This window comes from Bradyrhizobium sp. WYCCWR15520 (genome assembly GCF_056174665.1).
Genome location: NZ_JBWBWM010000036.1, coordinates 24911 through 45860 on the forward strand (window position 1 = coordinate 24911; position 20950 = coordinate 45860).

The 20950-nt window shown below is 62.8% G+C and carries 19 protein-coding genes; 18 read left to right on the forward strand and 1 reads right to left on the reverse strand.

Annotated elements, in window-relative coordinates; all coding sequences use genetic code 11:
• The first annotated feature begins 18 nt into the window (after positions 1-18).
• From rpoC to AC0QUY_RS32485, 4 genes are all read left to right on the forward strand, one after another.
• Positions 19-4218 (forward strand): DNA-directed RNA polymerase subunit beta', encoded by a 4200-nt coding sequence (gene rpoC / locus AC0QUY_RS32470; RefSeq protein WP_475390202.1) that lies wholly within the window; start codon positions 19-21, stop codon positions 4216-4218.
• Between the two features lie 152 nt (positions 4219-4370).
• Positions 4371-5468 (forward strand): helix-turn-helix transcriptional regulator, encoded by a 1098-nt coding sequence (locus AC0QUY_RS32475; protein WP_475390203.1) that lies wholly within the window; start codon positions 4371-4373, stop codon positions 5466-5468.
• 224 nt (positions 5469-5692) lie between these two features.
• A complete protein-coding gene (locus AC0QUY_RS32480) occupies positions 5693-7747 on the forward strand; it encodes an FAD-dependent oxidoreductase (RefSeq protein WP_475390204.1) in 2055 nt (684 codons plus the stop codon).
• Between the two features lie 147 nt (positions 7748-7894).
• Positions 7895-9919 carry an ABC transporter ATP-binding protein gene (locus AC0QUY_RS32485; RefSeq protein ID WP_475390205.1) on the forward strand — a complete coding sequence of 675 codons (2025 nt, stop codon included), beginning with the start codon at positions 7895-7897 and terminating at the stop codon, positions 9917-9919.
• Here the strand turns inward: AC0QUY_RS32485 and AC0QUY_RS32490 are convergent.
• The gene (locus AC0QUY_RS32490; protein ID WP_475390206.1) at positions 9862-11085 is read right to left on the reverse strand and encodes an FAD-dependent oxidoreductase; all 1224 of its coding nucleotides are present in this window, start codon (positions 11083-11085) and stop codon (positions 9862-9864) included. The genes AC0QUY_RS32485 and AC0QUY_RS32490 overlap by 58 nt on opposite strands.
• 672 nt (positions 11086-11757) lie before the next feature.
• Between AC0QUY_RS32490 and rpsL the strand changes: the two genes are divergently transcribed.
• From rpsL to rpmC, 14 genes are all read left to right on the forward strand, one after another.
• Positions 11758-12129, forward strand: a complete 372-nt coding sequence (rpsL, locus tag AC0QUY_RS32495) for a 30S ribosomal protein S12 (protein WP_027536823.1) — start codon at positions 11758-11760, stop codon at positions 12127-12129.
• A 15-nt stretch (positions 12130-12144) separates the two neighbouring features.
• A complete protein-coding gene (gene rpsG / locus AC0QUY_RS32500) occupies positions 12145-12615 on the forward strand; it encodes a 30S ribosomal protein S7 (protein WP_065728814.1) in 471 nt (156 codons plus the stop codon).
• 29 nt (positions 12616-12644) lie between these two features.
• Positions 12645-14717 carry an elongation factor G gene (gene fusA, locus AC0QUY_RS32505; RefSeq protein WP_475390207.1) on the forward strand — a complete coding sequence of 691 codons (2073 nt, stop codon included), beginning with the start codon at positions 12645-12647 and terminating at the stop codon, positions 14715-14717.
• A gap of 40 nt (positions 14718-14757) precedes the next feature.
• On the forward strand, positions 14758-15948 hold the full coding sequence (tuf, locus tag AC0QUY_RS32510) for an elongation factor Tu (RefSeq protein ID WP_161855313.1): 1191 nt from the start codon (positions 14758-14760) through the stop codon (positions 15946-15948).
• Between the two features lie 86 nt (positions 15949-16034).
• Positions 16035-16343: a 30S ribosomal protein S10 gene (rpsJ, locus tag AC0QUY_RS32515; RefSeq protein WP_002712302.1), complete on the forward strand. Its 309-nt coding sequence runs from the start codon at positions 16035-16037 to the stop codon at positions 16341-16343.
• A gap of 52 nt (positions 16344-16395) precedes the next feature.
• Positions 16396-17112, forward strand: coding sequence for a 50S ribosomal protein L3 (rplC, locus tag AC0QUY_RS32520; protein ID WP_057858008.1), 717 nt, complete (start codon positions 16396-16398; stop codon positions 17110-17112).
• Position 17113: 1 nt separating this feature from the next.
• Entirely contained in the window at positions 17114-17734 is a 621-nt protein-coding gene (gene rplD, locus AC0QUY_RS32525; RefSeq protein ID WP_057834244.1) for a 50S ribosomal protein L4, read from the forward strand.
• Positions 17731-18030, forward strand: coding sequence for a 50S ribosomal protein L23 (locus tag AC0QUY_RS32530; RefSeq protein WP_057834245.1), 300 nt, complete (start codon positions 17731-17733; stop codon positions 18028-18030). Before rplD ends, AC0QUY_RS32530 begins: the two co-directional genes overlap by 4 nt.
• Positions 18031-18042: 12 nt before the next feature.
• Entirely contained in the window at positions 18043-18876 is an 834-nt protein-coding gene (gene rplB, locus AC0QUY_RS32535) for a 50S ribosomal protein L2 (RefSeq protein ID WP_057858010.1), read from the forward strand.
• A 12-nt stretch (positions 18877-18888) separates the two neighbouring features.
• Entirely contained in the window at positions 18889-19167 is a 279-nt protein-coding gene (gene rpsS, locus AC0QUY_RS32540) for a 30S ribosomal protein S19 (RefSeq protein ID WP_024509042.1), read from the forward strand.
• Positions 19168-19177: 10 nt separating this feature from the next.
• Entirely contained in the window at positions 19178-19564 is a 387-nt protein-coding gene (gene rplV, locus AC0QUY_RS32545) for a 50S ribosomal protein L22 (protein ID WP_057834247.1), read from the forward strand.
• Positions 19565-19583: 19 nt separating this feature from the next.
• Positions 19584-20288: a 30S ribosomal protein S3 gene (rpsC, locus tag AC0QUY_RS32550; RefSeq protein WP_028349053.1), complete on the forward strand. Its 705-nt coding sequence runs from the start codon at positions 19584-19586 to the stop codon at positions 20286-20288.
• 31 nt (positions 20289-20319) lie between these two features.
• A complete protein-coding gene (rplP, locus tag AC0QUY_RS32555; protein WP_025588649.1) occupies positions 20320-20733 on the forward strand; it encodes a 50S ribosomal protein L16 in 414 nt (137 codons plus the stop codon).
• 5 nt (positions 20734-20738) lie between these two features.
• A complete protein-coding gene (gene rpmC / locus AC0QUY_RS32560; protein WP_057834249.1) occupies positions 20739-20945 on the forward strand; it encodes a 50S ribosomal protein L29 in 207 nt (68 codons plus the stop codon).
• Positions 20946-20950 lie beyond the last annotated feature (5 nt).

Sequence of the window (20950 nt, forward strand, 5' to 3'; positions counted from 1 at the left end):
GCACGCGAGGAGAAGACGATGAACCAAGAAATTATGAATCTCTTCAATCCGACGACCCCGGCCCAGGTCTTCGACCAGATCCGGATCTCGATTGCGTCCCCGGAGAAGATTCTGTCCTGGTCCTACGGCGAGATCAAAAAGCCGGAGACCATCAACTACCGGACCTTCAAGCCGGAGCGCGACGGCCTGTTCTGCGCCCGCATCTTCGGGCCGATCAAGGATTACGAGTGCTTGTGCGGCAAGTACAAGCGGATGAAGTACAAGGGCATCATCTGCGAAAAGTGCTCGGTCGAAGTGACGCTGTCGCGCGTCCGGCGCGAGCGCATGGGCCATATCGAGCTGGCCGCGCCCGTCGCCCACATCTGGTTCCTGAAGTCGCTGCCGTCCCGCATCGGCCTGCTGCTCGACATGACGCTGAAGGATCTCGAGCGGATCCTGTACTTCGAATATTACGTCGTGCTGGAGCCGGGCCTGACCGCGCTCAAGGACCGTCAGTTGCTGTCGGAAGACGAGTACCTGAAGGCGCAGGACGAATACGGCCAGGATTCGTTCACTGCCATGATCGGCGCGGAAGCGATCCGCGAACTGTTGAAGGGGCTTGAGCTCGAAAAGCTCGAGCAGTCCCTGCGCGCCGAGATGCAGGAGACCGAGTCCGACATCAAGCACAAGAAGCTCGCCAAGCGCCTGAAGATCGTCGAGGCCTTCCGCTATTCCGGCAACAAGCCGGAGTGGATGATCCTGACCGTGGTGCCGGTGATTCCGCCGGACCTGCGTCCGCTGGTGCCGCTCGACGGCGGCCGCTTCGCGACCTCGGATCTCAACGACCTCTACCGCCGCGTCATCAACCGCAACAACCGCTTGAAGCGGCTGATGGAGCTGCGCGCGCCTGACATCATCATCCGCAACGAAAAGCGCATGCTGCAGGAGGCCGTCGACGCGCTGTTCGACAACGGCCGCCGCGGCCGCGTCATCACCGGCGCCAACAAGCGGCCGCTGAAGTCGCTGGCCGACATGCTCAAGGGCAAGCAGGGCCGCTTCCGTCAGAACCTGCTCGGCAAGCGCGTCGACTATTCGGGCCGCTCGGTGATCGTGGTCGGTCCCGAACTGCGCCTGCATCAGTGCGGCCTGCCGAAGAAGATGGCGCTCGAACTGTTCAAGCCGTTCATCTATTCGCGGCTCGACGCCAAGGGTCTGTCCACCACCGTGAAGCAGGCGAAGAAGCTGGTCGAGAAGGAGCGTCCCGAGGTCTGGGATATCCTCGACGAGGTGATCCGCGAGCATCCGGTGCTGCTCAACCGCGCGCCGACGCTGCATCGCCTTGGTATTCAGGCGTTCGAGCCCGTGCTGATCGAGGGCAAGGCGATCCAGCTCCATCCGCTGGTTTGCGCGGCGTTCAACGCCGACTTCGACGGCGACCAGATGGCCGTGCACGTTCCGCTGTCGCTCGAAGCGCAGCTGGAAGCGCGCGTCCTGATGATGTCGACCAACAACATCCTGCATCCCGCGAACGGCCAGCCGATCATCGTGCCGTCGCAGGACATCGTGCTCGGCCTGTATTACCTCTCGATCATGCGTGAAGGCCTGCCCGGCGAGGGCAAGATCTTCGGCGACATGGCCGAGCTCGAGCACGCCCTGCACTCGAAGGTCATCCACCTCCACACCAAGATCAAGTACCGGTGGGAGGGCTCCGACGAGAACGGCAAGTCGGCCAAGCGCTGGATCGAAACCACCGCGGGCCGCGTCATGCTCGGCAACGTGCTGCCGAAGAACTCGAAGATTTCGTACGACATCATCAACAAGCTGATGACCAAGCGCGAAATCTCCGGCGTGATCGACCAGGTCTACCGTCACTGCGGTCAGAAGGAGACCGTGATCTTCTGCGACCGCATCATGGCGCTCGGCTTCTACAACGCGTTCAAGGCCGGCATCTCGTTCGGCAAGGACGACATGGTCGTGCCGCACTCGAAATGGAAGATCGTCGACACCACCCGTACGCTGGCGAAGGATTTCGAGCAGCAGTACAACGACGGCCTGATCACCCATGGCGAGAAGTACAACAAGGTGGTCGACGCCTGGTCGAAGGCGACCGAAGAAATCGCCAAGGAGATGATGAAGGAAATCTCCTCGACCAAGAAGACGCCGAAGGGCGCCGATGCCGACATCAACTCGATCTACATGATGGCGCATTCGGGCGCGCGCGGTTCGCCGGCCCAGATGCGTCAGCTCGCCGGTATGCGCGGCCTGATGGCGAAGCCGTCGGGTGAGATCATCGAGACGCCGATCATTTCCAACTTCAAGGAAGGTCTGTCGGTGCTCGAATACTTCAACTCGACCCACGGCGCCCGCAAGGGTCTCGCGGACACCGCGTTGAAGACCGCGAACTCCGGTTACCTCACCCGCCGTCTGGTCGACGTGGCGCAGGACTGCATCATCACGCAGGACGATTGCGGCACCAAGCTCGGCATCAAGATGCGCGCCATCGTCGACGCCGGCACGGTCGTCGCTTCGCTGGCCTCGCGCATTCTCGGCCGCGTCGCGGGCGAGGATCTGCGCGATCCCGCCTCCAACAAGGTCGTGGTCAAGCGCGGCACGCTGATGGAGGAGTCGCATGTCGACGCCATCCAGCAGGCCGGCATCCAGGAAGTGAAGATCCGCTCGGCGCTGACCTGCGAACTAGTCAACGGCATCTGCGGCAAGTGCTACGGCCGCGATCTGGCCCGCGGTACGCCGGTCAACCACGGCGAGGCGGTCGGCGTCATTGCCGCCCAGTCGATCGGTGAGCCCGGCACGCAGCTGACGATGCGCACGTTCCACATCGGCGGCGCGGCGCAGATCAACGAGCAGTCGTTCGTCGAATCGAACTTCGAGGGCAAGGTCACCATCAAGAACAAGTCCATCGCCCGGAACAGCGAAGGTCACTTGATCGCGATGGTCCGCAACATGGTCGTTGCCATCGTCGATGCCGACGGCACCGAACGTGCGACCCACCGCATTCAGTACGGCGCGCGCATGCATGTCGACGAAGGCGACATGGTCAAGCGCGGCCAGCGCATTGCGGAATGGGATCCGTACACCCGTCCGGTTCTCACCGAAGTCGAGGGCACCATCGGGTTCGAGGACCTGGTGGAAGGGCAGTCGATCTCGGAAACGCTCGACGAATCCACCGGTATCGCCAAGCGCGTCGTCATCGACTGGCGTGCGTCGCGGGGCGGCGCCGACCTGCGTCCGGCCATTGTGGTCAAGGGCAAGGACGGCAAGGTGCTCAAGCTCGCGCGTGGCGGCGATGCCCGGTACATGCTGTCGGTCGACGCCATTCTGTCGGTGGACACCGGCGCAAAGGTCAAGGCCGGCGACATCCTGGCGCGTATCTCGACCGAAAGCGCCAAGACCCGCGACATCACCGGCGGTCTGCCGCGGGTGGCCGAACTGTTCGAGGCCCGCAAGCCGAAGGACGCGGCCATCATCGCGGAGATCGCCGGCACGATCCGCTTCGGCCGCGACTACAAGAACAAGCGCCGCATCTCGATCGAGCCGATGGACAAGACCGAGGAGCCGCGCGAGTACCTGATCCCGAAGGGCAAGCACATCCATCTGCAGGACGGCGACATCGTCGAAAAGGGCGATTTCATCGTCGAAGGCAATCCGGCGCCGCACGACATCCTGGCGATCAAGGGCATCGAGGAACTCGCTGCCTATCTGGTCAACGAAATCCAGGAGGTCTACCGGTTGCAGGGCGTGCTCATCAACGACAAGCACATCGAAGTGATTGTCCGTCAGATGCTGCAGAAGGTCGAGATCACCGACCAGGGCGACACCGACATGATCTCGGGCGAGCAGGTCGACAAGATCGAGTTCGATGCGCTGAACCTGAAGGCCAAGGAAGAGGGCAGGAAGCCCGCCACGGGAACGCCGGTTCTGCTCGGCATCACCAAGGCGAGCCTGCAGACCCGCTCGTTCTTCTCGGCGGCCTCGTTCCAGGAGACCACGCGTGTGCTCACCGAAGCCGCCGTCAACGGCAAGGTGGATCCGCTGGAAGGCCTCAAGGAGAACGTCATTGTCGGCCGGCTGATCCCGGCGGGCACTGGCGCCTCGATGGCCAAGATCCGCGAAGTCGCGGTCAAGCGCGACAAGCTGATCCTCGACGAGCGCGAGAAGCAGTCGGCGATCGTGCCGACCGCTCCGGAAGCCGAACCGCTGGCGCTGCCGCCGGCGGAGTAAGGGTTCCGTCAGGTTCCAATCAACAAGAAAGCCGGCTGCGAAGCCGGCTTTTTCTTTGTGCAGATGGGGAGCGATGTTGCGCTTCACCCAGATGGGGGATGCCTGCTATCAAGTCGGCGAGGGGCGTCCTGCTACAACGGTAATAGTTGCTCATGAGCGAATTGGCTCATCTTGAATCCTTGATCGATCGCATCTACGAGGCGGGGCTCGTTCCTTCCCTTTGGCCGGCCCTGCTTGGCGAACTCAGTGCAGCGGTCGGCGGCAACGGCGGCTTTCTCTTCGGCGTGCGGGACGGGTACGCAAGCGCGGTCAATTCCGTCGAATGGGACCCGCTGATGCCGGTTTTCTTGGGAGAGGGATGGAGCGAACGCGATCCCAATCTGCCGCGCGCCATCGCTCTCAATCACGCGGGTTTCGTCACCGACTTCGATCTCCTCTCGGAGGAGGAGATTGCGACCAATGACGTCTATTGCAATTTTTACCGCAAACACGGCCTCGGCTACCGGGCCGGAACGATCATCCCGATGCCGAGCGGCGATTCGATTGCGATCGTCGTGCCGCGGCATCAGGATTTCGGTCCGGTGCCGCGAGAAGTCGTCACCTTGCTGGATGGGCTGCGGCCGCATCTGGCTCGGGCGTCCCTCGCAGCAAATCGTCTTGGCTTCGAGCGCGCCCGCGCGCAGGCTGACGCCCTGCAGGTGCTGGGCCTGCCGGGCGCGGTGCTGCGTGGGCGCGGCCGGGTGTTTGCCGCGAACGGCCTCTTCGAAGCGCTGGTCCCTTCGTTGTTTCAGGATCGGAACGAGCGCGTAACGATGACGGATGTCACGGCGGACGCGAAGCTTGCCGAAGCGCTCGGCCCAAAGTCTCTTGCCGATGGCCGGACCGTGAAGTCGATCCCGGTCGCTGCGACGGCAACCCGGGTGCCGATGGTGCTGCATGTTATTCCCGTGCGCGGCGATGCACGCGATATCTTCTCGCAGGCCACTGCGCTGTTGGTGGTGACCCCGGTCGATCGCGCCGCGGTGCCGACTGCGGAGGTTTTGCAAGGCCTGTTCGACCTGACGCCGGCGGAAGCGCGGGTGGCGCGGGGAATCGGCCGGGCTGAAACCGTCGACGCATTGGCCGACGCGACCGGCGTTAACCGAGAGACGGTGCGCAGCCAGCTCAAGGCTGTGCTGTCGAAGACTGGCCTCTCGCGCCAGCAGGAGCTTGTCAGCCTGCTCGCCGGCAAGGCATTCCGTGGCGGATAGAGCACACCGGCCGGCCCATCCGCTGGCCGAATAGGACATCCGCAAGAATACGGTGCGAAGACAAATGGCCGGCGCAAGCCGGCCTTTTTGCTGCTTTCTTTAATTGCTGCGTTGCGAGGACCTGCTTTGTTCATCTTCCCTTCAGGGTGAAAAGCGCCTTTGAATGCGGTTTAAACCGGCTGTTTTCCCATAGGCAGGGGGAGCCGGAGGGCGACGGAAAAGACATGTTGGATCTTGCAATCGTAGGCGGCGGCCCGGGCGGGCTGATGAGCGCCTGGTATCTGAAGAAAAAGCTCGGCGATCTCTGCCGCGTCACCATCTACGAGGCGTCCGACCGTGTCGGAGGCAAGATCGTCTCGCGTAAATTCGATTCCGCGCCGGCGATGTACGAGGCGGGCGTCGCCGAAATCTACGATTATTCGATGACCGGCCCGGATCCCCTGCGGGAACTGATCCAGCATTTCGGCCTGCAGACCATCCCGATGGACGCCGAGCAGGTGCACCTCGACGGCGAACTGCTCGAGGACGTTCCCGGCATGCGGCGCAAATACGGCGCGAAAACCGCTGCGGCGATCGAAGCGTTCCGCAAGCGTTGCGCCGACCTGGTGTCGCCGATCGAGTATTACGAGGGCGTCGGCGCCCACGACAACGAGCATCCCTGGGCCTACATGACCTGCGAGGAAGTGCTCGACAAGGAAGTCGAAGATCCCACCGCCAAGCGTTTTTTGAAGGTGATGGCGCGCTCCGATATCGCGACCGAGAGCCACAATACCAACGGCCTGAACGCGCTGAAGAACTTCGTGATGGATATCGAGGGCTACATCGGCCTGTATTCGATCCAGAACGGCAACGAGCAGTTGATCGAGTGCCTGCGCTCGGAAGTCGATGCCGACATCCAGCTCAATCACCGCGTGCTGAAGGTCGGAAAGACCTCCGCCGGCCGCTACCAGCTCAACATGATGAACGGGAAGGGGCCGGAGGTCAGGGATTTCGATCTCGTGCTGATGTGCCTGCCGCATTCCTGGCTCGCCACCATGCGCTGGGATGGCGAAGACCTGCGCAAGTCGATGGTCAAGCACGTCGCCTATTTCGACCGTCCGGCGCATTATTTGCGCGTGTCGATCCTGTTCGACGAGCCGTTTTGGGGCGAGAAGATCGCCGGCGCCTGGTTCATGTCGGAAGCGTTCGGCGGCTGCTGCGTCTACAATGAGGGTGCCCGCCACGACGTCGGCAAGCATGGCGTGCTCAACTGGCTGATCGCAGGCTCCGACGCGCTGGCGTTTGCCAATCTCAGCGACCAGGAACTGATCGACGCCGCGCTGAAGTCGTTGCCGCCGTCCTTCGGCAATGCCCGCGATCATTTCATGGAAGGCAAGATCCATCGCTGGTTGTCGTCGGTGAATGCGCTGCCGGGCGGCCTGCCGGTCCGTGACGTCATGACCAACCATCGCCCCGAGCCGAAAGAGCATCCGGGCATCGTCGTGGTCGGCGACTACCTGTTCGACTCGACGCTGAACGGTCTGCTCGACTCTTCAGACGCCGCGACCGACATCATTCTGACCGAGATGATGCGGCTGCGCCGCGCCCGCGCGCAAGCGGGCGAGGAATCGTCCGACAAGATCGATCGCAGCTATTTCGAGAATTATCGTGGGCTGGGCCCCTATAGCGAAGTCTGGAGCCGGTTTACCGACCCGGCCTATCTGATCGACCTGATCAAGATCGTCTGGAACAGGGCGAAGGGCTACAAGCTGCTCGTTGCGGGCTCCGCCAGCGGCGAACTGGTCGGCGCGCTGCGCGAACGCGGCATCGACGCCTGGGGCATCGAGAACAACAAGGCGATCCACGCCAGAACGCCGAAGGCGCTGCGCAAGTTCAACAAGCTTGGCTCCATCGTCGACATGCCGTTCAAGGACGACGAATTCGACTTCGTGTTCGAGACCAGCCTTTGCCACGTCTCCGAAAAGCAGGTCCCGCGCGCGGTGCGCGAGCTCAACCGCGTCGTGAGGACCGGGCTGGTGTTCGGGTCGGTGACATCTGACATGGCGCCTGCGCTGATCGACCGCTACGACCTCTTGCGCGGCGTGAAGAAGCTCGGCACCTGGTGGGAATGGTCCGAATTGTTCTTCGGCAACGGCTTCGACCTTTCGATGCACCGCCGCGATTGCACCGATGCGGTGTGGGCGGCGACGCTGGCCGCCAACAAGGGGCCGGGGCAGTGGTACGCCGACGCCGACAGCCTGCGCTATTCGTTCTTCGACAAGGTCGAATCGGACGATTGAGGTCCGGCGACCGGCTCTGACGAATCAGGGCCGGTCGGCCCAAATGTTTGCCGAATTCATCCCGATCGCATAGAATCCTTGCGGTAGCGCTTGCCGCTACCGCGTTCGATTTGCGGTCATGCCGGCCGTGCAGCATCGGTTGGTTTCATGGCGCCCAAGCCTCCTTCTTCGGATGATCGGAATCCTGTTCCGGCTGACGATCCGGAGCTCACGAAGAAGCTTATGCTGGAGGCCGTCGCGCCGCCGACCGGTGGCAAGGCTGCGCCTGCCGATGACGCCGACAAGGATGGCAAGGACGACGAGCTGGAGCTCGACGACGATGATGATGACGAGGATCTCGTCGTCTTCACCGCCAAGGAAGCCGCCGGCGCGATGGCGACGATCTACGGCTTCACCAAGCCTTATCTGGGCAACTACAGAAAGCTGCTCGCCTTCGTGACCTTCGGTGTTCTCGTTGAGACGCTGTTCAACGTCATCATGCCGCTCAGCCTCAAGTTCCTGATCGACGACGCGCTCGGCGAAGAGGACTTTCAGGCGCTCTACAAGATCCTCGGCGTGCTCGCGGTCGCCGGAATAATCACCTCGATCATTGCGGTTTGGTATGAGCGCTGGGATGCGCGGCTGGCGGCAGGCGTCATCGCCGACGTGCGGACGCGGCTGTTCGAACACGTCCAGAACCTGCCGTCGTCATATTTCGCCCGCACCAAGCGCGGCGAGATACTCTCGCGCTTCTCGATCGACCTCGCGGCCTATGAAAGCTCGGTCAAAACCTTCGCCAACAGCGCGGCACTGCCATTCCTGGAACTGATCGCCGGCATCATCCTGATGCTGTTCCTGAACTGGCAGCTTGCGGCGGTGGCGCTCTTGGTGTTCCCGATCACGCTGATCGGGCCACGAATCCTGACGCCGAAGGCAGTACAGGCGAATTACGAGCAAAAGCTCAATGAAGCGGCGCTGCTCGGCACGGTGCAGGAAAATGTCGCGGCGCAGGCGGTCATCAAGGCATTCAGCCTGCAGCGCCGCACGCTCGGCTGGTTCACCATGCGCAATCAGGATGTGCGCATCAAGACGGCGTCCGCGGTGTTCCTATCCACCATGGTGGAGCGCACCGTCACCATTTCGGTGCTGTTGCTGCACCTCGTCGTGCTGGCGATCGGCGCCTATCTCGCCACCAAGGGCCAGATCACCATCGGCACCTTCGTCACCTTCGAGAGCGCGTTCTGGGAAGTGTCCTACAACATCGCCCATCTGATGCATTTCATTCCGGTGTCGATCCAGTCGGCGGCGGCGGTGCGGCATATGCAGGAACTGCTCGATGAGCCGACGCGCGGCGCCGATCGCCCGGGCGCGCCCGATCTGCCGCGCATCACCAACGACATCAGCTTCGAGCGCGTCACCTTCGCCTATGAAGGCAGCGAGACGCCGGTGCTCGACAATTTCAGCCTCAAGCTCAATGTCGGCAAGCGCATTGCGATCGTCGGTCCCAGCGGCTCGGGCAAGAGCACGCTGCTCAACCTGATCCTGCGGCTTTACACGCCGGACGAGGGGAGGGTGGCGATCGACGGCGTCGATATCCGCCGCGTGACCCGCGAATCCCTGCGCAGCGGTATGGCCATCGTGTTCCAGGAGAACATGCTGTTCAACATGACGATCCGGGAGAACATCCGGCTCGGCAAGGAAGGCGCCAGCGACGAAGAGGTCGAGGAAGCCGCGCGCAAGGCCGAGATCCACAGCTACATCATGAGCCTGCCGCAGAAATACGACACACCGGTCGGCGAGCGCGGCGATACGCTGTCGGGCGGCCAGCGCCAGCGTATCGCGATCGCGCGCGCCATCATCCGCAATCCCTCGCTGTTGCTGCTCGATGAAGCGACGTCGGCGCTCGACCAGACCACGGAAGCGGCGATCAACCGCACGCTGCTCAACGTGGCCGAGGGGCGCACCATGATCTGGTCGACCCACCGCCTGACGTCGGTGGTCGAGATGGACGAGATCATCGTGATTTCAGGCGGCAGGGCGATCGAGCGCGGCTCGCATGCGCAATTGCTCGCGGCCAATGGCGTCTATCGCAAGCTCTGGGACGACCAGGGCCACACGCCGCACAACGCCGCCTCTCAGGCCGACGACGACAATGAAGACGATGACGACGATGAGGATGACGACGAGGAGTGAGCAGGGCGGTTTGAGTCCGCACTGATCCCGTTGCGCATCCGCCGCAACGCGCCTTCGCCGAACCACGCCAGGAAGCGCGCCCAGCGCTGGGCCCGCCAGTAGAGCCCGTTCTCGATCGTGACCTTGCGGAAGCTGATCGCTTTTCCCATCGACCAGGCGTCGCAGGCCTGCTTGACCGGATCGTCGTAGAAGGAAGCGATCTTGGCTTCGCTCATGCCTTCGCTGGCAAGCCAGGCGGGGATGTGCACGTTACAGAGCTGCGCGACGTCGGTGAACACCTTGTCGGTACCGGTGCCGGTGACCGGGCAGGTGGCCGCAAAGGCGTCGCCGATCAGAACGATGCCGGGTTGGCGATAGCCGGTCGAAACATAGACATCGGCCGGGCGGATCTTGACGTCGCCGGCAACGGCGTATTCGCCGGTGATCCGGCGCAGCCTCGGCAGCGCCGCGTTCATGGTCTCGACCGGCCTGTGCCGCATCTCGCGCAGCCAGGGGTCGTCGACCTCGCGGTAGACGAAAAGGTTGGCCCGCATCCGCTTTCCGACCGGGAACAGCGTCACATAGGCGACGCGCTCCTTCGTCCGTTCCGAAAAATAGGCCAGGGCGGGAAATTCGAAGGCCGGGCGGCCGACCGGCACGAGGTCGAACCCGATCGAGATCGAATGGCTGGCGCTGATCACCTGGCGCTCGATGCCGAGATTGCGGCGCAGCCCGACACTCAGTCCGTTGGCCAGCACCACCAGCCGCGCCGAGATCGTTTCGCCATCCGACAGGGTCAACTTCTGCCGCTCCGCGCTGGTCGCGAGCTCGGTCACCTTGGCGTAGATAAGTTCGGCGGGGGCTGCGATTTCGGCTCTGATAGCGCCGATCAGCGCGTCATACATGATGCCGTATTGGCGGCTCGGCCTCTTGTCGAGCAGATAGCCGAATCGCGCGATCCAGTTTTGCCCGTCATGGGTGGCCGAGCGCAGCACCGAATCGGCGATTCCGGTCTGGTAGAAACGGCCGAGCTGCTCGTCGCCGCTGATTTTTTCGACGCGGAAGTCGAACGGATAGACCTGATGCGGATCGATCAGGACCGTCGAAATTCCTGCGCGTCCGAGCATGGCGGCCGCGGTCGAGCCGGCTAGGCCGCCCCCGATGATCGCAATGTCGGTGTATTTCATAGGGAATCCCGCCGGGATGCGACACTTTTGCACCCCGAATGGCAAATAAAGGCTTAGCCGGGCTCCCGGCTTCGGAGAGAAATCCAAGGAATATTGTTTCTGGTTGTATCTATCCGGGTAAAAATGCCGACTCGGACCGCACCAAGAACAGGGCGTTATTGCCTATTTCGGACTTCCCGAATTCATGCGAAGTGCTGAATCCGCAGCCGCCATAGGCATTTCCAGTGTCATGCTTTTGCTTGACTTAGCTATCCACCGCTTATAGAAGACGGCCACTTAACGACAGGCGGTGAGCAACGCCAGCGTCGGAACGGAACACCCTTTCAAATCCTTATGGACTGAGACGGGCACCAACCTCGACGAATGCCGCTCAAACGCTGTCGATTATTGCTAGGCAATGCCAGGACGATTTTAGTTCTCTTGAGCACGTCCTCTTGAGAGTGAACTCGGATGCATGACCTCGGAAGCAGGCCGGACAGCGACCGCTGATCGGCCTTCAATCGCGGTCCTCTGTGGCGTCGAAGCGCTTTCCGCTCAGCGATGAGTGGTTGGCGCGATTTCGTTTTGCGTGAATGTTTCTTCGCGCAAAGCGGGCCGAACGGAACGGCTAGTTCCGAGAAGAATTTGCGAAAGCCGTTCAAGGTTTCGCGCGAACTAAAGGGTGAAGGCTACATGCCGACGATCAACCAGCTGATCGCAAATCCGCGTACGGTACAGAAGTCGCGCAAGAAGGTGCCGGCGCTGCAGCAGTCGCCGCAGAAGCGCGGCGTCTGCACGCGCGTCTACACCACGACCCCGAAGAAGCCGAACTCGGCGCTTCGTAAGGTCGCCAAGGTGCGCCTGACCAACGGCTTCGAGGTGATCGGCTACATCCCCGGTGAAGGCCATAACCTTCAGGAGCACTCGGTGGTCATGATCCGCGGCGGCCGCGTCAAGGACTTGCCCGGCGTTCGCTACCACATCCTCCGCGGCGTCCTCGATACCCAGGGCGTCAAGAACCGTAAGCAGCGTCGTTCGAAGTACGGCGCGAAGCGTCCGAAGTAAGCGGGAACAGATACGATGTCTCGTCGCCATTCTGCCGAAAAGCGTGAAGTCAACCCGGATCCGAAGTTCGGGAACGTCATCATTACGAAGTTCATGAATTCGATCATGTACGACGGCAAGAAGTCTGCCGCCGAAAACATTGTCTACGGCGCGCTCGCCATGATCGAGGCCAAGACCAAGCAGGGACCGCTCACCGTATTCGAGCAGGCGCTGGAAAACGTCATGCCGACCATCGAAGTGCGGTCGCGCCGCGTCGGTGGCGCCACCTACCAGGTGCCGGTCGAGGTTCGTTCGGTCCGCCGTCAGGCGCTGGGCATTCGCTGGCTGATCACCGCGGCGCGCGAGCGTAACGAAAAGACGATGACGGAGCGTCTCTCGGCCGAGCTGCTCGACGCGTCGAACAACCGGGGGAACGCTGTCAAGAAGCGTGAAGACGTGCACCGGATGGCGGAAGCCAACCGCGCCTTCTCGCATTATCGCTGGTAACGGCGAAGAACGGATTTAAGGAACAGCCCATGCCCCGCCAACATGCCATCGAGGACTACCGCAACTTCGGTATCATGGCGCATATCGACGCCGGCAAGACCACGACCACCGAGCGCATCCTCTATTACACCGGCAAGAGCCACAAGATCGGCGAAGTGCACGAAGGTGCCGCGACGATGGACTGGATGGAGCAGGAGCAGGAGCGTGGCATCACGATCACCTCGGCTGCGACCACCGCGTTCTGGAACGGCAAGCGCCTGAACATCATCGACACGCCCGGCCACGTCGACTTCACCATCGAAGTCGAGCGTTCGCTTCGCGTGCTCGACGGCGCCGTATGCGTGCTCGACTCCAACCAGGGCGTCGAGCCGCAGACCGAAACCGTCTGGCGCCAGGGCGACAAGTACAAGGTTCCGCGCATCGTCTTCGCCAACAAGATGGACAAGACCGGCGCCGACTTCTTCAAGTGTCTCGCCGACATCGTCGATCGCCTCGGCGCCAAGCCGATCGCGATCCAGCTTCCGATCGGCGCGGAGAACAATTTCAAGGGTCTCGTCGACCTCGTGAAGATGCAGGGCATCATCTGGAACGATGAATCGCTCGGCGCCAAGTTCGACTATGTCGACATCCCGGCTGACCTCGTCGACCAGGCCAAGGAATACCGCGAGAAGATGGTGGAAGCCGCCGTCGAGCTCGATGACGACGCTCTGGCCGCTTTCCTCGACGGCAAGGAGCCGGATGAAGCGACGCTGAAGCGGCTGATCCGTAAAGCCGTGCTGACCGGCGCGTTCTATCCGGTGCTGTGCGGTTCGGCGTTCAAGAACAAGGGCGTGCAGCCGCTGCTCGACGCTGTCGTCGACTATCTGCCGTCGCCGCTCGACGTGCCCGCGATCAAGGGCACCGACGACAAGGGCAACGAAGTCGTGCGCAAGGCGGACGACAAGGAGCCGCTGTCGCTGCTCGCGTTCAAGATCATGGACGACCCCTTCGTCGGCACCATCACCTTCTGCCGCATCTATTCGGGTATCCTGGCGTCGGGCACCGGCGTCGTGAACTCGACCCGCGAGAAGAAGGAGCGCATCGGCCGCATGCTGTTGATGCATGCGAACAACCGCGAAGACATCAAGGAAGCCTATGCCGGCGACATCGTCGCGCTGGCGGGTCTGAAGGAAGCGCGCACCGGTGACACGCTGTGCGATGCCAACAACCAGGTCATCCTCGAAAAGATGGAATTCCCGGAGCCGGTGATCGAGATCGCGATCGAGCCGAAGTCGAAGGCCGACCAGGAAAAGCTGGGCGTGGCGCTGGCCAAGCTCGCCGCGGAGGATCCGTCCTTCCGCGTGTCGACCGACCACGAGTCCGGCCAGACCATCCTCAAGGGCATGGGCGAACTCCATCTCGACATCAAGGTCGACATCCTCAAGCGCACCTACAAGGTCGACGCCAATATCGGCGCGCCGCAGGTGGCGTTCCGCGAGCGTGTCACCAAGCGCGTCGAGCACAGCTACACCCACAAGAAGCAGACCGGCGGTACCGGTCAGTTCGCGGCCGTGACCATCATCGTCGAGCCGAACGAGCCGGGTAAGGGCTACGAGTTCGAATCCAAGATCGTCGGCGGCGCGGTGCCGAAGGAATACATCCCCGGCGTCGAAAAGGGTCTCGAGAGCGTGCTGTCCTCGGGCGTGGTCGCCGGCTTCCCGGTGGTCGACGTCAAGGTCCAGCTCATCGACGGTAAGTTCCACGACGTCGACTCGTCGGCGCTGGCCTTCGAAATTGCCACGCGCGCCTGCTTCCGCGAGGCGCTGCAGATGGGCAAGTCCGTTCTGCTCGAGCCGATCATGAAGGTCGAAGTGGTGACCCCGGAAGACTATACTGGTTCGGTCATCGGCGACCTGAACTCCCGGCGCGGCCAGATCCAGGGCCAGGACATGCGCGGCAACGCCAACGTCATCAACGCCATGGTGCCGCTGATGAACATGTTCGGGTACGTGAATAACCTGCGCTCGATGAGCCAGGGACGCGCGACCTTTACGATGCAATTCGATCACTACGCTGAAGCGCCGGCGAACGTGTCGGCAGAAGTCCAGAAGAAGTTTGCCTGATTGTCGTTGGTTGCAAGCTAACGACTGAACGGAGAGTCAAATGGCCAAAGCAAAGTTTGAACGTACTAAACCGCACTGCAACATCGGAACCATCGGTCACGTCGACCATGGCAAGACCTCGCTGACCGCAGCGATCACCAAGGTGCTGGCTGAAACCGGCGGTGCGACGTTCACGGCGTACGACCAGATCGACAAGGCGCCGGAAGAGAAGGCGCGCGGCATCACCATCTCGACCGCTCACGTCGAGTATGAGACGAAGAATCGGCACTACGCCCACGTCGACTGCCCCGGCCACGCCGACTACGTGAAGAACATGATCACCGGCGCCGCGCAGATGGACGGTGCGATCCTGGTCGTGTCGGCCGCCGACGGCCCGATGCCGCAGACCCGCGAGCACATCCTGCTCGCCCGTCAGGTCGGCGTGCCCGCGCTGGTCGTGTTCCTGAACAAGTGCGACATGGTCGACGATCCGGAACTGCTCGAGCTGGTCGAGCTCGAAGTCCGCGAACTGCTCTCGAAGTACGAATTCCCGGGCGACAAGATCCCGATCATCAAGGGCTCGGCGCTCGCCGCCCTCGAAGACAAGGACAAGAAGCTCGGCCACGACGCCATCCTCGAGCTGATGCGCAATGTCGACGAGTACATTCCGCAGCCGGAGCGTCCGGTTGACCAGCCGTTCCTGATGCCGGTGGAAGACGTGTTCTCGATCTCGGGCCGCGGCACCGTCGTCACCGGCCGTGTCGAGCGCGGCATCATCAAGGTCGGCGAGGAAATCGAAATCGTCGGTCTGCGCGACACCCAGAAGACCATCGTCACGGGCGTCGAAATGTTCCGCAAGCTGCTCGATCAGGGCCAGGCCGGCGACAACATCGGCGCGCTGCTCCGCGGCACCAAGCGCGAGGAAGTCGAGCGTGGCCAGGTGCTGGCGAAGCCGGGTTCGGTCAAGCCGCACACCAAGTTCAAGGCTGAGGCCTACATCCTGACCAAGGAAGAGGGCGGTCGTCACACCCCGTTCTTCACCAACTACCGGCCCCAGTTCTACTTCCGCACCACCGACGTGACCGGCGTCGTGCACCTGCCCGAAGGCACCGAAATGGTGATGCCGGGCGACAACATCGCGATGGAAGTGCACCTGATCGTGCCGATCGCGATGGAAGAAAAGCTGCGCTTCGCCATCCGCGAAGGCGGCCGCACCGTCGGCGCCGGCGTCGTCGCCGCCATCATCGAGTAAGCGAGCGAACAGGAATAGCGAGTAGCGAATAGATCATTCGCTACTCGCACCACTCGCCAATACGACGACAAAGAAAGACAACGGCAATGAACGGCCAAAATATTCGCATCCGTCTCAAGGCGTTCGACCATCGAATCCTCGATACGTCGACCCGGGAGATCGTGAACACGGCGAAACGTACCGGTGCCCAGGTTCGCGGACCCATTCCGCTGCCCACTCGCATCGAGAAGTTCACCGTCAACCGTTCGCCGCACGTCGACAAGAAGAGCCGCGAGCAATTCGAGATGCGCACCCACAAGCGCCTTCTCGACATTGTCGACCCGACCCCGCAGACCGTCGATGCTTTGATGAAGCTCGACCTGGCCGCCGGTGTCGACGTCGAGATCAAGCTCTAAGATTTTCAGGATCGTCCGACGTTAGCGGACAGAAAGAACAGGAAGCACGCCGATGCGCTCCGGAGTGATCGCACAAAAGGTCGGGATGACGCGGGTCTTTACGGAGACCGGCGAACATATCCCCGTGACCGTGCTCAAGCTGGGCAACTGCCAGGTGCTGGGCCATCGCACCACCGAAAAGAACGGCTACGTCGCGCTGCAGCTTGGCGCCGGCACCCGCAAGACCGTCTATCTGCCGAAGGCAGAGCGCGGCCAGTTTGCGGTTGCCAAGGTCGAGCCGAAGCGGAAGGTCACCGAGTTCCGCGTGTCGGAAGATGCGCTGATCCCGGTCGGCGCCGAGATCCAGGCGGACCACTTCGTGGTCGGCCAGTTCGTCGACGTTACCGGCACCTCGGTCGGTAAGGGGTTTGCCGGCGGCATGAAGCGCTGGAATTTCGGCGGTCTGCGCGCCACCCACGGCGTGTCGATCTCGCACCGTTCGATCGGCTCGACCGGCGGACGTCAGGACCCCGGTAAGACCTTCAAGAACAAGAAGATGCCCGGTCACATGGGTGTCGATCGCATCACCACGCTCAACCTGCGTGTGGTGCAGACCGACGTCGAGCGCGGCCTGATCCTCGTCGAAGGCGCCGTTCCCGGCTCCAAGGGCGGCTGGATCTCGGTGCGCGACGCCGTCAAGAAGCCGTTGCCGAAGGAAGCGCCGAAGCCCGGCAAGTTCAAGGTCGCCGGCGGCGAGCAGGCTGCTCCGGCCGAGCAGGAGGGCGCGTGAGATGGAACTGAAAGTCACGACCCTCGAAGGTAAGGAAGCCGGATCGGTCCAGCTCTCGGACGCGATCTTCGGTCTCGAGCCGCGCGTCGACATCATCCAGCGTTGCGTGCAATGGCAGCTTAACAAGCGCCAGGCCGGAACGCACAAGACGCAGGGCCGCGCCGACGTCTGGCGCACCGGTAAGAAGATGTACAAGCAGAAGGGCACCGGCGGCGCCCGTCACGGCTCGGCCCGCGTGCCGCAGTTCCGCGGCGGTGGCCGAGCGTTCGGTCCGGTGGTCCGCTCGCACGCGACCGACCTGCCGAAGAAGGTGCGGGCGCTCGCGCTCAAGCATGCTCTGTCGGCGAAAGCCAAGGACGGCGGCCTGATCGTGATCGACAATGCGCAGGTCAAGGATGCCAAGACCAAGGCGCTGGTCGGCCACTTCTCCGGCCTTGGGCTCACCAATGCGCTGATCATCGACGGCGCCGAGCTCAACACCGGTTTCGCGACCGCTGCGCGCAACATTCCGAATATCGACGTGCTGCCGATCCAGGGCATCAACGTCTACGACATTCTGCGCCGTCAGAAGCTCGTGCTGACGAAGGCGGCAGTGGATGCGCTGGAGGCGCGCTTCAAATGAAGAATATCGATCCGCGCCATTACGACGTGATCGTCGCGCCCGTCGTCACTGAAAAGGCGACGGTTGCGTCCGAGCACAACAAGGTCGTGTTCAAGGTCGCCAACAAGGCGACCAAGCCGCAAATCAAGGAAGCCGTCGAAAAGCTGTTCGACGTCAAGGTGAAGAGCGTGAACACGCTGGTCCGCAAGGGCAAGACCAAGGTGTTCCGCGGCAATTTCGGCTCGCAGTCGGACGTGAAGCGGGCGGTCGTGACCCTCGAAGAGGGCCACCGCATCGACGTCACCACCGGACTATAAGGCGACACAGCGATGGCATTGAAAACATACAATCCGACGACGCCGGGCCAGCGCCAGCTGGTGATGGTCGACCGTTCGGCGCTCTACAAGGGCAAGCCGGTGAAGGCGCTGACCGAGGGCAAGCTCGGCAATGGCGGCCGCAACAACACCGGCCGCATCACCGTGCGTTTCCGCGGCGGCGGCCACAAGAAGGCCTACCGCATCGTCGACTTCAAGCGGAACAAGGTTGACGTTCCCGCCGTCGTCGAGCGGCTGGAATACGATCCGAACCGCACTGCGTTCATTGCGTTGATCAAGTATCAGGACGGCGAGCAGGCCTACATCCTGGCGCCGCAGCGTCTGGCCGTGGGCGACACCGTCGTCGCCGGTAGCCATGTCGACGTGAAGCCGGGCAATGTCATGCCGCTCGGCAACATGCCGGTCGGCACCATCATCCACAACATCGAGATGAAGATCGGGAAGGGCGGCCAGATCGCGCGTTCGGCCGGCACCTACGCCCAGATCGTCGGCCGCGACCAGGACTACGTCATTCTGCGCCTGAACTCGGGCGAGCAGCGCCTGGTGCACGGCCGTTGCCGCGGCACCATCGGTGCGGTGTCGAACCCCGACCACATGAACATCTCGATCGGCAAGGCCGGCCGCACCCGCTGGCTCGGCTGGCGCCCGCATAACCGCGGCGTCGTCATGAACCCGATCGATCACCCGCACGGCGGCGGCGAAGGCCGCACCTCGGGCGGCCGCCACCCGGTTACCCCGTGGGGCAAGCCGACCAAGGGCAAGAAGACCCGGTCGAACAAGTCGACCAACCGATTCATCCTCCTAAGCCGCCACAAGCGGAAGAAGTAAGGAACGCCGGACATGGTTCGTTCAGTCTGGAAAGGCCCGTTCGTTGAGGCGTCGCTGCTCAAGAAGGCAGATGCGGCGCGTGCGTCCGGCCGACACGACGTCATCAAGATCTGGAGCCGCCGCTCGACCATCCTGCCGCAGTTCGTCGGCCTGACGTTCGGCGTCTACAACGGCCAGAAGCATGTGCCGGTCTCGGTCAACGAGGAAATGGTGGGTCACAAGTTCGGCGAGTTCTCGCCGACCCGTACCTTCCATGGCCACTCGGGCGACAAGAAAGCCAAGAAGGCTTGAGGAATAGACGATGAGCAAACCAAAGCGCGAACGTAGCCTCGCGGACAACGAGGCCAAGGCGGTTGCCCGGATGCTGCGCGTCAGCCCGCAGAAGCTCAACCTGGTCGCGCAGCTGATCCGCGGCCGGAAGGCTTCGGCTGCGCTCGCCGACCTGCAGTTCTCGCGCAAGCGGATCGCGGTCGACGTCAAGAAGTGCCTGGAATCGGCGATCGCCAACGCCGAGAACAACCATGACCTCGAAGTCGACGATCTCGTCGTCGCCGAGGCCCATGTCGGCAACGGCATCGTCATGAAGCGTTTTGCGCCGCGCGGCCGTGGCCGCTCGGGCCGTATCTATAAACCGTTCTCGCACCTGACCATCGTGGTTCGTCAGGTCGAGGCCGAGGCAAGCGCTTAAAGCGGCGCGGGAGAATACGATGGGTCAAAAGATCAATCCAATCGGGCTGCGTCTCGGCATCAACCGCACCTGGGATTCGCGCTGGTTCGCCGGCAAGAGCGAATACGGCAAGCTGCTGCATGAAGACGTCAAGATCCGCGAGATCCTGCACAAGGAGCTCAAGCAGGCCGCCGTCGCCCGCATCGTGATCGAGCGTCCGCACAAGAAGTGCCGCGTGACGATCCACTCGGCGCGTCCGGGCGTCGTGATCGGCAAGAAGGGCGCCGACATCGACAAGCTGCGCAAGCGGGTTGCCGACATCACGGCTTCCGACGTCGTCATCAACATCGTCGAAATCCGCAAGCCCGAGCTCGACGCCACCCTGGTCGCTGAATCGATCGCCCAGCAGCTCGAGCGCCGCGTCGCATTCCGCCGCGCCATGAAGCGGGCGGTGCAGTCGGCGATGCGTCTCGGCGCCGAGGGCATTCGTATCAACTGCTCGGGCCGTCTTGGCGGCGCCGAAATCGCGCGCATGGAGTGGTACCGTGAAGGCCGCGTGCCGCTGCACACGCTGCGCGCCGATGTCGATTACGGCGTGGCGACCGCGTTCACGACGTTCGGCACCTGCGGCGTCAAGGTCTGGATCTTCAAGGGCGAGATCCTCGAGCACGATCCGATGGCCCAGGACAAGAAGATGGCCGAGGGCGACACTGCGCGTCCCCGCCGCGACGCCGCCGCTGCGTGAGACATTAGAGAAGGTTTGAGGGCTTAAAGCCATGATGCAACCAAAGAAAACGAAGTTCCGGAAGGCGCATAAGGGCCGTATCCACGGCGTTGCGACTTCGGGTGCGACGTTGTCGTTCGGCCAGTTCGGCCTGAAGGCGATGGCGCCCGAGCGCATCACCGCCCGCCAGATCGAAGCCGCGCGCCGCGCGCTGACCCGTCACATGAAGCGCGCCGGCCGCGTCTGGATCCGCGTGTTTCCCGACCTGCCGGTCTCGAAGAAGCCCGCCGAAGTCCGCATGGGCTCGGGCAAGGGTACGCCGGAATTGTGGGTGGCGCGGGTCAAGCCGGGCCGCGTGATTTTCGAGATCGACGGCGTCACCGTGCAGACCGCGAAGGAAGCCCTCTCGCTCGCTGCCGCCAAGCTGCCGATCAAGACGCGCTTCGTCGCGCGCATTGCGGAGTAACACTCATGGCCCCGATGAAAGTTGAAGACATCCGCGCGATGAGCGACGACCAGAGGGAGGACGCCGTCCTCAATCTGAAGAAGGAGCGTTTCAACCTGCGTTTCCAGCGCGCCACCGGGCAGCTGGAGAACACCTCGCGGCTGCGTGAAGCCCGCCGCGATATCGCCCGCATCAAGACCATCGCCGCGCAAGCCCGCGCGAAGAAGAAGTAAGAGGC

Excerpts from the sequence above, each read along its gene's own strand:
- rpoC (WP_475390202.1), top strand. The coding sequence starts at position 19 with ATGAACCAAGAAATTATGAATCTCTTCAATCCGACGACCCCGGCCCAG.
- AC0QUY_RS32475 (WP_475390203.1), top strand. The coding sequence starts at position 4,371 with ATGAGCGAATTGGCTCATCTTGAATCCTTGATCGATCGCATCTACGAG.
- AC0QUY_RS32480 (WP_475390204.1), top strand. The coding sequence starts at position 5,693 with ATGTTGGATCTTGCAATCGTAGGCGGCGGCCCGGGCGGGCTGATGAGC.
- AC0QUY_RS32485 (WP_475390205.1), top strand. The coding sequence starts at position 7,895 with ATGGCGCCCAAGCCTCCTTCTTCGGATGATCGGAATCCTGTTCCGGCT.
- AC0QUY_RS32490 (WP_475390206.1), bottom strand. The coding sequence starts at position 11,085 with ATGAAATACACCGACATTGCGATCATCGGGGGCGGCCTAGCCGGCTCG.
- rpsL (WP_027536823.1), top strand. The coding sequence starts at position 11,758 with ATGCCGACGATCAACCAGCTGATCGCAAATCCGCGTACGGTACAGAAG.
- rpsG (WP_065728814.1), top strand. The coding sequence starts at position 12,145 with ATGTCTCGTCGCCATTCTGCCGAAAAGCGTGAAGTCAACCCGGATCCG.
- fusA (WP_475390207.1), top strand. The coding sequence starts at position 12,645 with ATGCCCCGCCAACATGCCATCGAGGACTACCGCAACTTCGGTATCATG.
- tuf (WP_161855313.1), top strand. The coding sequence starts at position 14,758 with ATGGCCAAAGCAAAGTTTGAACGTACTAAACCGCACTGCAACATCGGA.
- rpsJ (WP_002712302.1), top strand. The coding sequence starts at position 16,035 with ATGAACGGCCAAAATATTCGCATCCGTCTCAAGGCGTTCGACCATCGA.
- rplC (WP_057858008.1), top strand. The coding sequence starts at position 16,396 with ATGCGCTCCGGAGTGATCGCACAAAAGGTCGGGATGACGCGGGTCTTT.
- rplD (WP_057834244.1), top strand. The coding sequence starts at position 17,114 with ATGGAACTGAAAGTCACGACCCTCGAAGGTAAGGAAGCCGGATCGGTC.
- AC0QUY_RS32530 (WP_057834245.1), top strand. The coding sequence starts at position 17,731 with ATGAAGAATATCGATCCGCGCCATTACGACGTGATCGTCGCGCCCGTC.
- rplB (WP_057858010.1), top strand. The coding sequence starts at position 18,043 with ATGGCATTGAAAACATACAATCCGACGACGCCGGGCCAGCGCCAGCTG.
- rpsS (WP_024509042.1), top strand. The coding sequence starts at position 18,889 with ATGGTTCGTTCAGTCTGGAAAGGCCCGTTCGTTGAGGCGTCGCTGCTC.
- rplV (WP_057834247.1), top strand. The coding sequence starts at position 19,178 with ATGAGCAAACCAAAGCGCGAACGTAGCCTCGCGGACAACGAGGCCAAG.
- rpsC (WP_028349053.1), top strand. The coding sequence starts at position 19,584 with ATGGGTCAAAAGATCAATCCAATCGGGCTGCGTCTCGGCATCAACCGC.
- rplP (WP_025588649.1), top strand. The coding sequence starts at position 20,320 with ATGATGCAACCAAAGAAAACGAAGTTCCGGAAGGCGCATAAGGGCCGT.
- rpmC (WP_057834249.1), top strand. The coding sequence starts at position 20,739 with ATGGCCCCGATGAAAGTTGAAGACATCCGCGCGATGAGCGACGACCAG.